Raw genomic sequence first — 12,825 nt, 5'->3', positions numbered from 1 at the left:
TTTATGCTAAGCAGGAAAAAGATTCAATTCGTAGCTTAAAATCCACTTTTTAGGGTACAATACAGTCACTTAAACAGACAGTGAGTATCAAGTATCGGAGTGATGAGTGTGGACATTGTTCAGCCAGCTTATATGAAAAGTAAATTCGGTTTAGACATCTATTATGAGCATTATCATCATGAGGGAAAAAAGACATTGATTTTAATTCACGGTCTCTTCTCTTCTACCTTCAGCTATCGTAAGCTCATCCCGCTTCTTAAAAAGGATTTCAATTTAATTGCGGTTGATCTGCCTCCATTTGGGCAATCGGAGAAGTCCAATACGTTTATTTACAGTTATCGCAACATGGGGAAAATTATCATCGAATTAGCCGCTTACTTGCAAATTCAGCATGCCATTCTCGTCGGTCATTCGATGGGAGGGCAGGTCGCTTTATATGCTGCATCTGAGCGCCCAGACCTCTTTGAGAAGGCGGTTCTTTTATGCAGCTCTGGGTATTTGAATAAATCAAAGAGATCGCTTGTTTACAGCACATATATTCCTTATTTTTATTTAATTCTCAAAAGAAAGCTTCTAAAGCAAGGCATTATGAAAAATTTAACTGCTGTTGTTCACGATCATTCCATTATTGACCAAGAGATGATTGACGGATATTTAAAGCCTTTTTCTGATGATAAAATCTTTAGAGGACTTTTGCGTTTGGTTCGTCATAGAGAAGGTGATTTGCCGTCAGATGTACTGAAGAAGTTAGAGACACCTGTCTTACTGATTTGGGGCGTAGAGGATCGGATCATTCCCCTTCAAATTGGGGAGAGACTGCACAAAGATTTGCCGTATTCAACATTTCATGTATTAAAAAAAACTGGGCACCTCATTCCAGAAGAAAACCCAGTCTTTGTTTCTGATAAAATTGGTGATTTCAGTCTATCTTAGCGTGAGCAGGAACGGCGATCTCTTATCACAAAAAGTTGATTTGCGATATCTTGACAACTCTCGATTGGAAGAGGCTGCTCAAATGAGTGGTTGTAAATGGCTTGAATCTCTTTCGCAAGAGTTACTGGGTCCTTTGCGTCATATAATGCTCCGATGACGTCTGCGGGCTCCGTTTCATAAAAGTCTTCTCCATAATGAAAAGGATCCCATGTTTTAATGATCTGAATCATCTCTTCAACAGCTTGACTATCTTTCATGGGTATCACCGCTTATAATAAATTTTGTAATATTTATTTTAGCACAAACAACATTGGTTGAAAAACGGCTAGAGGTGGGTTTCATGAATTTCGACGAACAGATTATACGTAAAGGTTCAAAATCAGTGAAATGGGATCAAGCAGAGTCTTTGTTCCTAACAACAGATGCGCTCCCTATGTGGGTGGCAGATATGGATTTTAGAGCGCCGCAAGTCGTCCTGGATGCATTAAAGGAACGATTAGATCACGGCGTGTTTGGCTATGCATTTCAGGATCAAGATACACAGCAGGCAGTGGCAGGCTGGCTAAAGAGAAGACATGGATGGACGATTCAGACAGAATCTGTTACATTCACGCCAGGTATCGTGACAGCACTTAGTTTAGCTGTCCAAGCCTTTACATCACCGAATGATGAGGTGGTCATCCAGTCGCCAGTTTATACCCCTTTTTATCAGATGATCGAGAGAAATAGACGTATTGTCTCAACTAATCCATTAAAAATAGAGAACGAACGTTACGTGATGGACTTTGAAGACTTAGAGAAAAAACTCAGCAGACCACAAGCAAAGCTAATGTTCCTTTGTCATCCACACAATCCATCTGGAAGAGCTTGGTCGAAGGAAGAGCTGAAGCGAGTAGGAGAGCTTTGTGTGCAGTATGGCGTTACGGTTGTTTCAGATGAGATTCATTCTGATCTGATGCTTTATGGCAATCAACATGTCCCTTTTGCTAGTCTGTCTGATGAAATTGCGAAAATAACTATAACTTGTATTGCACCGAGCAAAACATTTAATTTAGCTGGATTGCAGGCATCTGCCATTATTATTTTTGATGAAGAAAGAAGAACTCTTTTCACCAATGAATTGCAGCGTAACGGGCTGTCAAAACTGAATGCATTTGCCATTCCAGCGATGGAAGCCGCCTATCGGCATGGAGATGAGTGGCTCGATTCACTTGTTCTCTATCTTGAGAGCAACTTAAAAATGGCGATGGAATACGTCGATGAACATCTTCCAAATATGCGTTATATGAAACCAGATGCTTCTTATTTATTGTGGCTGGATATACGTGATTACGGATTCACTCAGGCAGAACTGAAAAGGAATTTATTAAAAAAGGGGAAGATCATATTAGAATTAGGGCATGTGTATGGACATGAAGGGGAAGGTTTTATTAGGATGAATCTCGGTTGTCCTGCTTCAACTGTAAAAGAAGGACTGAAGCGACTCCATCAAGCGTTCACCCTTTAAACTAAATAAGACCAATTCTACAGAAAGAACATTCTAGCTCATCGTTGTCTGATCTTGAGCGCTGGTGATCACGAATGTTTCATTCGCTCCGCACAAATAGCGCGGGTGTTTCTAGACTTCAAGGGTTTTCAAACCACGTTGAAAAGATGACAAAGGGGTGAAAATAAACATCATTTTAGCCTCTTTGTGAACAATATAAGAACATCCTAGCGGGTGTTCTTTTTAAAGAAAAAACCATCCTTTTATGATATCTACTTTGTACATGAAATGATATAATGAGAGGAATTACAATTATTTACGAGGAGAGCATTTAAATGGAAATGTTCAAGGATTTTTTGCTCCATGTATCTTTTATTCTATTTCCAATCTTTTTATATCATGTGCTATGGCTAAACCGGACCCCTGCTCATTTCCCGAAAACGAATAAACTGCTCATCACAATATTTGCATCTATCTCTTCAGCGCTTTGTATTATATATCCAGTAGGTTCGATTTTAGATTTGCAGACTGGGCTTCAATCAATTCCTCTTGTGCTTGCCATTTTATACGGTGGGTATACCGCTGGAATCGTGGCGATATTGATCAGCTCAATCGTAAAATTCGTGATGTACGGCTCCTTCTTATGGATCGGACTTATCGTTGTACCGATGTACTTTTTCATTCCTTTTCTGTTCTACCGGAAATGGTGGCAATATCCTAGGATGAAAAAGCTCATATATGGTGTGCTCATCGGTCTATCCAAAGGCATATTTATTTACATTGGGTTGCTTGTGGCCAGCTTAATGGAATATAGTCCAGCATTTATTATGCAGCAAAAATTCCTTGAGTTATTTTTCTCAACTCTTTACTACATTTTCGTTCTCGTACTCAGTATATATACAATTGAATTCATCAAAGAAAACGCCCAAATGAGAACACAGCTCGTCCAATCAGAGAAACTGACAATTGTGAGTGAACTCGCTGCAAGTGTCGCCCATGAAGTGCGCAACCCGCTTACGGTCGTTAGAGGATTTATTCAATTGCTTTTTTCAAGCGAAAATGCGAAAGAGCAATCGACCAATAAAGATTATAAAAACCTTGTCCTTTCAGAATTAGACCGTGCGCAAGACATTATTACGAGTTATCTTGACATTGCCAAACAAAACTATTATCAAATTGAATCTTTGAATCTGTCTCAATTGCTAGAAGAATGCGCATCCTTGATGACATCATATGCCAACTTTAAATCGGTCACCATTCATCAATCGATTGAACCGGACTTATATATCCAAGGTGATGAAACCAAGATGAAACAAGTCTTGATTAATTTAATCAAAAATGGCATTGAAGCAGCACCAGAACATGAAGGGAAAATTGAACTCTTTGCTTCTAAAGAAAATCATAAAATATGCCTTTGTTTCATAGATAACGGTGTAGGGATGACAGAAAACCAAATGAAAAAGCTTGGCGAACCTTATTACACCTTGAAAAACAAAGGAACTGGACTTGGGCTGACAGTGACTTTTTCAATTATCGAAAACCACCATGGAACGATTCGTTTCAAAAGCTCCTTACAGTCTGGTACAACAGTCACAGTAAAATTTCCTGAAGATACAAGAAGAAAATGATCAATCCATTTTTTTTGTCCATTTTTCATCCTTTTGCTCCTGCTTCTTAGAAGCACGAACGATGAGACGAAAACAAATAAATGCAGCAATAAAGAAAAGCACCGTTGTGATCGCCGCAGGGATGTACTCCCTTTTATCTTCAGGAAAATACAGTAGAAAGAGTGCGATGAACGTAATCATCCGCGATTCCCCCTTTTAATGGTTTACTTCACTATATTGGCGAAAAAAAATGAAATACCTTCCTATGAGAAGGAAATGGAGGAATTTCACATGACAGACATTCAAATCGGACAAATTGTGAAAGGATTTTACAAAACAGGTGTATACATTGGGGAAGTGACAGCAGTGAAACAATCGACCTTTCTCGTTCAAGTAAAAGCAGTCCTTACTCATCCCACCCAAGGTGACCTTCATCACCCTAAACAAGCAGAAGTGCCTTTTTTCCAAGAGAGACGAGCTTTGGCATTTAGAGAACAAACGAATATTCCTCACCATATGGTCAAGCCGTATAATGGCGAAATTCCTGACTATCAAGTGTCACTGAAAGAAGCTGTAGAAAAATTAAAAAAATCGCTCAACGCGGATGATTCTGAATGGGCTAAAAAATCGAGAGCTTGCCTTTCTTCCCTTGAGAAAGACTATTTTCCAGAAGACGCTCGCTAATCCGTCGAATCAAAAAAATGAGAGAAATCGATGAGTTCACCAATTTTGGTTGTTTGTGGATTTTCTACATAGGCTCTGTCTTTTTCAAATAGTGTAAATAGCTGATAAGTTGTCATGGCATCATCTAGTGCTTTATGGTGCTTACCAGCTCCTTCACTTCCGTATTCCTTCGCCGCTGTTCTAAGTCCTGTCAGTGTTCTGTCACCAAAAAAAGTTTTATATTCAAAGGCCAGGTCCCGTAGATTTCCCTTAAATGGAAATGCAATATGATTGAGCATACAGTTTTGCTTCAGCACTTTCATATCCATATTCCCCCAAGTGATCACATCACAGTCTTCTCCTCCATCAAGTGACATGAGCGTTTCAATAAACGCCTCAAATGTAATCCCGCTTTCCACATCTTGCTGCGTAATTCCGAGAAAAGATTTACAACGCTTCGTCAGTTTCGGAAATTTTTTCGGTTTCACATAACTTGAGAAGGTATCTACGATGTTTTCACTCGTTGCTTTCACGACACCAGCCTCAATAATTTCAGGGAAAAAATTTTGCGGATGATACTTTCCGTCAGGCATCGTAAATTCAAAATCGACCACAAGCAGCGTCTTCTGTTCCACCAGTTTCACCTCCCTTTCTCGGCTGTTTTTCATCTCTGATACTATTATATTAAGACGGACTTTGAAATCACTTCAATTTCGTGAAAATAATGCAGATTCACTATGCCCAACCTATTCATCAGATGAAAGATCGTTTACTTTCCTTTATAATTATTAAGGAACACGAAATAAATAAAGAAGGTGGTTTTATCACAAACAGAAAGAAAAACTTATACATCATGTGGTTTGTGAACTTTTTCGTATCTGCCAGCATCACAATGATCGTTCCTTTTTTATCACTATACATAGCGTCTCTTGATAGTAGCTATTCTAATGAATTTGTCCAAAGATGGAGCGGCTACGTCTTTGGGGTCACGTTTTTAACCGCCTTTCTTATTTCTCCTATTTGGGGGCGGATTGGAGACCGGCATGGCTACAAAAAGATTTTATTAATCAACGGAATTGGGATTGCGACAAGTATTCTATTCATGGGACTTGTTCAAACCGTTTACCAGCTATTTGCGCTTCGGCTATTCATGGGGCTTGTGACAGGCTTCATTTCCACTTCTATGGCGCTTATCTCTGCTCAAACCGAAAAGGCAACTGCTGGGAAAACACTTGGGACAATGCAGATGAGCAATGTCGCCGGAGGGCTGTTCGGTCCATTAATGGGCGGCTTGATGGCAGACAGCGTCGGATTCATTTATACGTTTTTTTTAACAGCTACTGTGATTTATTTATCAGCCTTCGTGATTATCATCGGTGTCAAAGAACAACCGATCCAATCTAAAGAAGCAAAGCGCATCGCTTACTCACGTAAGGACGTACTCGCTCATATTTTGAAACAGCCTTTGCTTGTTGTCACTATGCTATTGACATTTATTACACAAGTGGGGAACTTTAGCATTCAACCGCTTTTAGCCCTGTACATTCATGATTTACACGGTTCAGAAAATCTCGCTTTTTTTGCGGGTCTGGCGTTTTCCGCTACAGGGCTTGGAAATTTGCTTTTTACACGAAAGTGGGGAAATCTTGGAGATCGAATAGGACATGATAAAGTGCTGCTTGCACTCCTCATCCTCTCTTCGATCTTATTTATCCCCCAAGCGCTAGCTGATTCCTATGGCATGCTGGTTATATTCCGTTTTCTATACGGGATGACACTAGGCGGAATTATTCCATGTACAACGGCGTACATACGAATTAAAGCACCTGCATCTATGCAAGGTGAAGTACTCGGATATAACGTAAGCTTCCGTTTTCTTGGGAATGTGGTTGGTCCAGTCATTGGCGGGATTGTAGCAAGTCATTACGGAATTCCAGCAGTCTTTTATGTAACCGCCGTTATTTTTCTTTTTGGTGCGCTATTTTTGTGGGCAGTCCGCTATCATTCAAAAACAAAAGAAAGGAGTGTCTGATGATCAATCAGATGCTCTTTTTTCATGCTTGTCCTGCCTATTCTCTAGGCTTCACGCCCATTCTTTTCTAAAAATAACCTTCTCGTATCCGCAAAAGAATGGTACGATATGGCTAGAAATCTGAAGAAAGTGAGTGACCTCATGTTTCGTGCAATCATTGGTTGGTTATTACTTGCTGCCCTCATCCCATTATTTGTTCTTACTTTTTATTTATCGAAGGAAGAAGCTGCAAGTGTAAAACCTGTTAACAAAGTGCTTGATCAAAAAATCAAGCTAGAAAAGATAAATTTTGCCCAAAACAGTTACATGTATGACCGGGATGGTTCTCTTATATCAGAAATCGTATCTAACGATGAGAACCGCATTTTCGTCACATATGATCAAATTCCTGATCCTGTAAAGGAACTTTTCCTTCGCTCAGAGGACCGCAACTTTTATGATCATAAAGGCATTGACTTTATGGGAGTTGTTCGTGCCCTTGTAGCAAATGTCAAAAACCATGGTATCAGCCAAGGAGCAAGTACCATCACACAGCAGTTGGCCCGTAACCTATATTTAAGCCATGAGCGTTCCTTTAGTCGTAAGTTGACAGAGTTGCTCTATTCTTATGAACTAGAGCGGAAATTCACAAAAAATGAAATTCTCGAAAGCTATTTAAATACGATTTATTTCAGCAACGGTGTTTACGGTGTCGGGTCTGCCGCCGATTATTATTTTGATCAACCGCTTAGTTCCTTGTCGCTTGCACAGATGGCGTTTATATGTGCCATTCCAAACAATCCGACTCTTTATGATCCACTGAAACAATTCAACCATACAAAGAAACGCCAAGAACGGCTGCTCGGTATTTTGAAAAAAGATGGTGTCATCACTAATAAACAATACAAAAAGGCCATCAAAGAAAAAATCAACTTGACTTTAAGTCAAAAGAAAAATCTCTACCCTGACTATGTGACATATGCAAATGAAGAATTCACAGATCTTGTGTCAGATCAAGAAGGCTTTACAAAACGATTAAATAAAGCCAAAACAACCGAAGAGAAAAAAGCCATTCAAAAGGAGTTATCTGAAAAGGTCGGTACCCTGCTTCAAGATGGCGTGAAGATTTATACAGCGCTTCTTCCTTCCTTGCAGCAAAGAGCTGTCTATCAGTTGAATGCTCAATTACCATATCAAGGTGTTGAAGGAGGAGCAGCCGTCATCAATCATCAGACCCATCAAATTGTGGCACTTGCTGGGGGGAAAAACTATCAAAAATTTGATTTCAACTATGCCTTTCAAGCGCAAAGACAGCCTGGGTCTGCGATTAAGCCGCTTTTAGATTATGGACCTTATATCGACCAAACCGGCGCCACAGCCTCAAGCACAATCAGTGCTGGGAAATTTTGCAACAGCGGATACTGCCCGCAAAACTATAATCACAAAACCTATGGAACGGTCACACTTGAAACAGCCTTTAAGAATTCTTATAATACACCTGCTATCCGCATGCTGGATACTGTCGGTGTAAAAAAAGGATTCAGCTATTTAGAACAATTTTCGTTCAAGCATATTGTGGCGGATGATTACCGGCTCCCTTCAGCACTTGGAGGATTTACGAAAGGATTCTCACCGCTTGAAATAACCGATGCGTATACGGTCTTTGGCAATCAAGGTTCCTATACGCAAAGCCATTCCATTACAAAGGTCACAGACTTAAATGGAAAAACACTTTACAAGTGGAAGGAATCACCGAAACAAGTGTATTCTCCGCGTACAAATGAAACGATGCGCAAGCTGCTTGCATCTGTTGTGAAAAGCGGTACAGGTAAAAAAGCCAATTTCCATTCTCCTTATATTGGCGGAAAGACTGGTACATCGAATGACTACAAAGACATTTGGTTTGTTGGACTAACGGATCAATACACGATGGGTGTATGGGTCGGAAGAGATAGAGGAAGCGTTGAATCCATTTATCATTCAAGTCCTCACTTACGCATTTGGAAAAATACGATGCAATACGCCAGATAAAGATAGGGGGTTTGATTGCCATGAATGCCACTCGTCCAACCCATTTAATTTTATTTGATGGTGTCTGTCATGTATGTAGCGGTGCTGTTCAGTTTGTGATCAAACACGATCCGAATGAACGCATGATGTTTGCTTCCCTTCAATCTGATATCGGACAACTCATCTTGAAAGAACATGGTTTGCCAATCAATCAGTTCGATTCATTCATTTATATCGAAGAAGGAGCCCTTTATAAAAAATCAACGGGCGTCTTAAAAGCGGCACGACATTTAAAGGGTATTTATCAGTGGAGCTATTTGCTCCTCGTTATTCCTCGACCGATTCGTGATTGGGTTTATCAGCTAATCGCCAAAAATCGCTACAAATGGTTTGGTCAAAGAACATCTTGTATGGTACCTACACCAAATATAAAAAAACGGTTTCTCACATAAAAAAGAGCATCCTCCATTTTGGAGGATGCTTTCGTCTGTTTAAGAAGGAAGACTTGCCATCACACTGTTATAAAGCTTCATAAATAAGTACAAGATTCCGATCAAAAATGTGGCCCAAAACAAAATAATAAACATCATAAAACCAATTAAATTCCACATGGACAGCGATTGATAAATTCGGACCACAACCCAAATGAAATAGACAAGACTTGCTACAACAAAGAGCCCTACAAGTAGGATAAGCTGCTGCGTGAAAATAAAAGCAAGTAAACTGGCAAACAAATAAACGAGGGATGAAATCCGGATTTTCTTTAAGTTCTCCCCTTCAGGATCTCTCGCAAAAAAGAGTAAAGACAACTCTAAGATCGTATCAGCAATGAGTTTTAAAGCAGATAATATCATAAAATAAACGAGTGCGAATGCGGCAAATAAAGCGAGACGAATGCCCTGTTCTGAAAAGAATTCCAGCATTCCTTTTAAAATACCCGCTTGTGTCAACAAATCCGTGGTGATACCTACAGTAAAAATTGAAAATGCAGAGCTGAATAGTAAAATTGATATCAGTGGAAAATATCCAGTTAAGTATGTATTTTTCATAAATAAATCCTTTCTCATAAGCTCACATTTATTATGGCTCACTTAAAACCGATTGACAAGATGCTTTCCAAGTAAACTGGAATGGAAAGCAAATTTTCGATTTTGTACGCGCATTCCTTCACAAACTTACACTTTCCCGTTAAAGTAATACTATTGACTACAAAATCGAGCGTTAGGGGTATACTCGTGAAAAAAAATTTAAGACTGCAAACAAGGCTGACCCTCTTTGTCTGTATCGTTGTTTTGATCTCCTTGTGTATTACATTCTTTACGATATGGTCTGAAACAGCCAAGAACATTCATCAGCAGGAGCGTAACATTGCCCTCTCCACGGCCAAAATGGTCGCAGAGGCACCTATCACTTCCGAATCATTAGAAAAACATTCATATACAGCGCTACGTAAATATACAACGAGTGTCCAGCACATTACCAAAACCGAATTCGTTGTCGTCATGGATATGAAAGGCATCCGCAAAACACATCCGAATCCGCAAAAAATCGGAAAACGTTTTGCTGGCGGCGATGAGAAAGCAGCATTACAAGGAAAAGAACACATTAGCACCGCATCTGGAACACTTGGAAAATCAATGCGTGCTTTTGTACCTGTTTATAATCAAGATGGGAAACAGCTTGGTGCGGTAGCAGTAGGGATTACGTTAAAAGAAATTGACTTGATTATTCATCAGAGCTTACTTCCGCTCTATTTCGTCACATCCATTAGTCTTCTATTTGGAATTGTGGGGGCACTCATTGTGGCACGAAAAGTAAAAAAGATTATGTTTGGACTGGAGCCAGATGAAATTGCGACATTACTAAAAGAACGAAGCGCCATGCTAGAATCCACCAAGGAAGGAATCCTTGCAGTCGATCAGGACGGCAAAATTAAGTTGGCAAATGCAGAAGCAAAGCGTCTTTTTCATCATATGGGGATTATGGTTGACCCTAGGGAACAAGACGTTCAATCCCTCCTTCCGTCAAGCGGATTAAAGCAAGTGATTCAGACACGAAAGCCGCTTTTGGATCGTGATGTTAGAATGAACGGGCTGGAACTTGTTTTTAACGAGGTTCCGATTACCGTAAAAGGCGAAATTGTCGGTGCCATTGCGACATTCCGTGACAAAACAGAAGTCAAACACCTTGCCGAGCAGCTAAGCGGTGTCAAAATGTATGCAAATGCCCTTCGTGCACAATCGCACGAATTTATGAACAAGCTTCATGTCATCTTAGGACTGGTCCAGCTCAAAAACTATGATGATCTTGGCACCTATATTAAGGATATTGCAATTTATCAACAAACGGAAACAAACGAAATCATCAATCATGTCAAAAATTCTGTCTTAGCAGGCTTTTTACTAGGAAAACAAAGCTACATTCGAGAGCAAGGGGCCTCCTTAGAAGTCATCTGTAGCACCCAAGTTCCAGAAGCTTGGGACCCAGCGGTGACACATGATCTCATTACAGTCATTGGCAACTTGTTAAACAACGCACTCGATGCCGTTTCTCATACAGACAAAAAAACCATTTCGATTTCATTCCGATTCGTACAAGGACAGCTTCATATCGAAATTACTGACACAGGCGTCGGTCTTACAATAGAAGAACAGCAACTGATGTTTGATCAAGGCTTTTCAACAAAAGGAAAAGACAGAGGATTCGGTCTCTATTTCGTTGATCAGAGCATCAAAAAACTGAATGGACATATGATTGTCACGAGTGAAAAAGGAGAAGGGACGACCTTTAGTCTCCGCATTCCGTATCAACAAAAGGAGGATTCAAATGATTAATGTATTAATAGTAGAAGATGATCCGATGGTTGGGGAGCTGAACAAACGCTACCTTAGCCAAATAGATGGCTTTGAGTTAAAGGGAATTGCGACATCCTTTCAGCAGGCACTCGAATTATTAAAGACAGAAGTCATTCATCTTGTACTTCTCGATATTTATATGCCTGGGCAAAACGGATTGGCACTATTATCAGAAATTCGCCAGCAACATCATCGTGTAGATGTGATTGTGATATCCGCTGCCAATGAAGTGGAGGTCGTTCAACAAACGATGCGAAACGGAGCGGTTGATTATTTAATCAAGCCGTTTGAGTTTGAACGCTTCCAATCCGCTCTAGCTGACTATAAAAGAAAACATGACCTGTATCAAACCATGAACAGCATCTCACAACATGATTTAGATGCGAAGCTCTTTCATAAAAAAACAGAAGCGGAAAAAGTCCTTCTGCCAAAAGGACTAACCAAAAGTACACTCAAACTCATTTGGACAAGCATTCAATCGTTTGGTCAACAGGCTTTTACAACAGAAGACCTATCCAATCACACAGAAATATCACAAGTGTCAATTAGAAAATATTTGAAATTCCTTGAGGATATCGAAGTAGTTGATGTAGAAATGGCTTACGGGACAATTGGACGCCCTGTTTTCCAATATAAACTCAATACAAGTAATATGAATCTAATACAGCAATATTTATAATCTACACATCTGACTTTTTTCTTAAAGGTCAGATGTTTTTTATGGCATAGGAGCTTGATATCAATGGTTCCACTGTAGTAAAGCACATCACAAAAGCCGCATTATATCATATCTCATGACATAAAAAGACAAAGAATGATGCCTTTTCACATTTTTTTAAATAAAACAAATTTCTATTTATGAGCTGCACTTGTATTTGGTCATGGCATCCAATCGGTGCTATAGGAGCAGCACGATTCTTTAATTTTGCTCATTATCGGCTCTCTTTACCGCTATCTCAAGATATACCGAACGTGTAGATGCTCATCGCACCATATGTGCTCAATCCTTGCACTTACTGGATTTATCGGACGCGCTGATGCACCGAAAGCCCTCGGTACACCTTATTTAAAAGGGAAACGATAAATACGTTGTATGATCAATTCTCTGGGGGATGAACGACCTACAGGGGATTTTTGTATGATAAAAACGAAGGATTCCTTTGTTTATTTTACTTTTATTAAACTTAATTTAGTTTAATAAATAGAAGAGCCCCTTTTAATCTTCTACAATTGAGACAAATAGCATTTGGGGGTGTTTAT

Annotated in this window: 13 protein-coding genes and 1 pseudogene; 10 read left to right on the top strand and 4 right to left on the bottom strand. The window is 39.7% G+C overall.

Features of this window, described 5'->3' with window-relative positions:
• The first annotated feature begins 102 nt into the window (after positions 1 to 102).
• Positions 103 to 933, top strand: coding sequence for an alpha/beta hydrolase (locus tag ABVJ71_RS14880; RefSeq protein ID WP_353854709.1), 831 nt, complete (start codon positions 103 to 105; stop codon positions 931 to 933).
• Here ABVJ71_RS14880 and ABVJ71_RS14875 read toward each other — a convergent pair.
• The gene (locus tag ABVJ71_RS14875; RefSeq protein WP_353854708.1) at positions 930 to 1,190 is read right to left on the bottom strand and encodes a DUF1871 family protein; all 261 of its coding nucleotides are present in this window, start codon (positions 1,188 to 1,190) and stop codon (positions 930 to 932) included. The two genes, ABVJ71_RS14880 and ABVJ71_RS14875, sit on opposite strands and share 4 nt — an antisense overlap.
• A gap of 83 nt (positions 1,191 to 1,273) precedes the next feature.
• Here ABVJ71_RS14875 and ABVJ71_RS14870 point away from each other — a divergent pair, with 83 nt between their 5' ends.
• Both ABVJ71_RS14870 and ABVJ71_RS14865 read left to right on the top strand, forming a co-directional pair.
• Positions 1,274 to 2,440: a MalY/PatB family protein gene (locus ABVJ71_RS14870; RefSeq protein WP_353854707.1), complete on the top strand. Its 1,167-nt coding sequence runs from the start codon at positions 1,274 to 1,276 to the stop codon at positions 2,438 to 2,440.
• A 314-nt stretch (positions 2,441 to 2,754) separates the two neighbouring features.
• Entirely contained in the window at positions 2,755 to 4,047 is a 1,293-nt protein-coding gene (locus tag ABVJ71_RS14865) for a HAMP domain-containing sensor histidine kinase (protein ID WP_353854706.1), read from the top strand.
• Here ABVJ71_RS14865 and ABVJ71_RS14860 read toward each other — a convergent pair whose 3' ends face one another.
• Positions 4,048 to 4,227, bottom strand: coding sequence for a hypothetical protein (locus ABVJ71_RS14860; RefSeq protein WP_353854705.1), 180 nt, complete (start codon positions 4,225 to 4,227; stop codon positions 4,048 to 4,050).
• A 90-nt stretch (positions 4,228 to 4,317) separates the two neighbouring features.
• Between ABVJ71_RS14860 and ABVJ71_RS14855 the strand changes: the two genes are divergently transcribed.
• Positions 4,318 to 4,710 carry a kinase-associated lipoprotein B gene (locus ABVJ71_RS14855; RefSeq protein WP_353854704.1) on the top strand — a complete coding sequence of 131 codons (393 nt, stop codon included), beginning with the start codon at positions 4,318 to 4,320 and terminating at the stop codon, positions 4,708 to 4,710.
• On the opposite strand, the gene kapD is transcribed toward ABVJ71_RS14855, so the two are convergent.
• Positions 4,707 to 5,324 carry a 3'-5' exonuclease KapD gene (kapD, locus tag ABVJ71_RS14850; protein WP_353854703.1) on the bottom strand — a complete coding sequence of 206 codons (618 nt, stop codon included), beginning with the start codon at positions 5,322 to 5,324 and terminating at the stop codon, positions 4,707 to 4,709. The two genes, ABVJ71_RS14855 and kapD, sit on opposite strands and share 4 nt — an antisense overlap.
• Positions 5,325 to 5,542: 218 nt before the next feature.
• Here kapD and ABVJ71_RS14845 point away from each other — a divergent pair, with 218 nt between their 5' ends.
• The 3 genes from ABVJ71_RS14845 (at position 5,543) to ABVJ71_RS14835 (ending at position 9,162) form a co-directional block, all read left to right on the top strand.
• A complete protein-coding gene (locus ABVJ71_RS14845) occupies positions 5,543 to 6,721 on the top strand; it encodes an MFS transporter (RefSeq protein ID WP_353856707.1) in 1,179 nt (392 codons plus the stop codon).
• Between the two features lie 108 nt (positions 6,722 to 6,829).
• Complete coding sequence (locus ABVJ71_RS14840) at positions 6,830 to 8,731, top strand: transglycosylase domain-containing protein (RefSeq protein ID WP_353854702.1); 1,902 nt, start codon at positions 6,830 to 6,832, stop codon at positions 8,729 to 8,731.
• Positions 8,732 to 8,751: 20 nt separating this feature from the next.
• Positions 8,752 to 9,162: a thiol-disulfide oxidoreductase DCC family protein gene (locus ABVJ71_RS14835; RefSeq protein WP_353854701.1), complete on the top strand. Its 411-nt coding sequence runs from the start codon at positions 8,752 to 8,754 to the stop codon at positions 9,160 to 9,162.
• Positions 9,163 to 9,201: 39 nt separating this feature from the next.
• On the opposite strand, the gene ABVJ71_RS14830 is transcribed toward ABVJ71_RS14835, so the two are convergent.
• A complete protein-coding gene (locus ABVJ71_RS14830) occupies positions 9,202 to 9,759 on the bottom strand; it encodes a YufK family protein (protein ID WP_353854700.1) in 558 nt (185 codons plus the stop codon).
• 186 nt (positions 9,760 to 9,945) lie between these two features.
• On the opposite strand from ABVJ71_RS14830, the gene malK reads away from it, so the two are divergent.
• The 3 genes and pseudogenes from malK to ABVJ71_RS14815 all read left to right on the top strand — a co-directional run.
• Positions 9,946 to 11,544 (top strand): malate sensor histidine kinase MalK, encoded by a 1,599-nt coding sequence (gene malK, locus ABVJ71_RS14825; protein ID WP_353854699.1) that lies wholly within the window; start codon positions 9,946 to 9,948, stop codon positions 11,542 to 11,544.
• Positions 11,537 to 12,244: a response regulator gene (locus ABVJ71_RS14820; RefSeq protein ID WP_353854698.1), complete on the top strand. Its 708-nt coding sequence runs from the start codon at positions 11,537 to 11,539 to the stop codon at positions 12,242 to 12,244. The genes malK and ABVJ71_RS14820 overlap by 8 nt, the downstream gene beginning before the upstream one ends.
• Positions 12,245 to 12,447: 203 nt before the next feature.
• A pseudogene (locus ABVJ71_RS14815) lies at positions 12,448 to 12,649 on the top strand (ABC transporter permease); the annotation flags it as partial.
• Positions 12,650 to 12,825 lie beyond the last annotated feature (176 nt).

This window comes from Bacillus sp. Bos-x628 (assembly GCF_040500475.1).
In the GTDB taxonomy this organism is placed as follows: Bacteria; Bacillota; Bacilli; order Bacillales; family Bacillaceae; genus Bacillus; species Bacillus maqinnsis.
This window is presented reverse-complemented; position numbering and strand designations above follow the sequence as displayed.

Bases quoted from the DNA above. Each gene is read 5' to 3' on its own strand.
- ABVJ71_RS14880 (WP_353854709.1), top strand. From the start codon at position 103: ATGAGTGTGGACATTGTTCAGCCAGCTTATATGAAAAGTAAATTCGGT.
- ABVJ71_RS14875 (WP_353854708.1), bottom strand. From the start codon at position 1,190: ATGAAAGATAGTCAAGCTGTTGAAGAGATGATTCAGATCATTAAAACA.
- ABVJ71_RS14870 (WP_353854707.1), top strand. From the start codon at position 1,274: ATGAATTTCGACGAACAGATTATACGTAAAGGTTCAAAATCAGTGAAA.
- ABVJ71_RS14865 (WP_353854706.1), top strand. From the start codon at position 2,755: ATGGAAATGTTCAAGGATTTTTTGCTCCATGTATCTTTTATTCTATTT.
- ABVJ71_RS14860 (WP_353854705.1), bottom strand. From the start codon at position 4,227: ATGATTACGTTCATCGCACTCTTTCTACTGTATTTTCCTGAAGATAAA.
- ABVJ71_RS14855 (WP_353854704.1), top strand. From the start codon at position 4,318: ATGACAGACATTCAAATCGGACAAATTGTGAAAGGATTTTACAAAACA.
- ABVJ71_RS14845 (WP_353856707.1), top strand. From the start codon at position 5,543: ATGTGGTTTGTGAACTTTTTCGTATCTGCCAGCATCACAATGATCGTT.
- ABVJ71_RS14840 (WP_353854702.1), top strand. From the start codon at position 6,830: ATGGCTAGAAATCTGAAGAAAGTGAGTGACCTCATGTTTCGTGCAATC.
- ABVJ71_RS14835 (WP_353854701.1), top strand. From the start codon at position 8,752: ATGAATGCCACTCGTCCAACCCATTTAATTTTATTTGATGGTGTCTGT.
- ABVJ71_RS14830 (WP_353854700.1), bottom strand. From the start codon at position 9,759: ATGAAAAATACATACTTAACTGGATATTTTCCACTGATATCAATTTTA.
- ABVJ71_RS14820 (WP_353854698.1), top strand. From the start codon at position 11,537: ATGATTAATGTATTAATAGTAGAAGATGATCCGATGGTTGGGGAGCTG.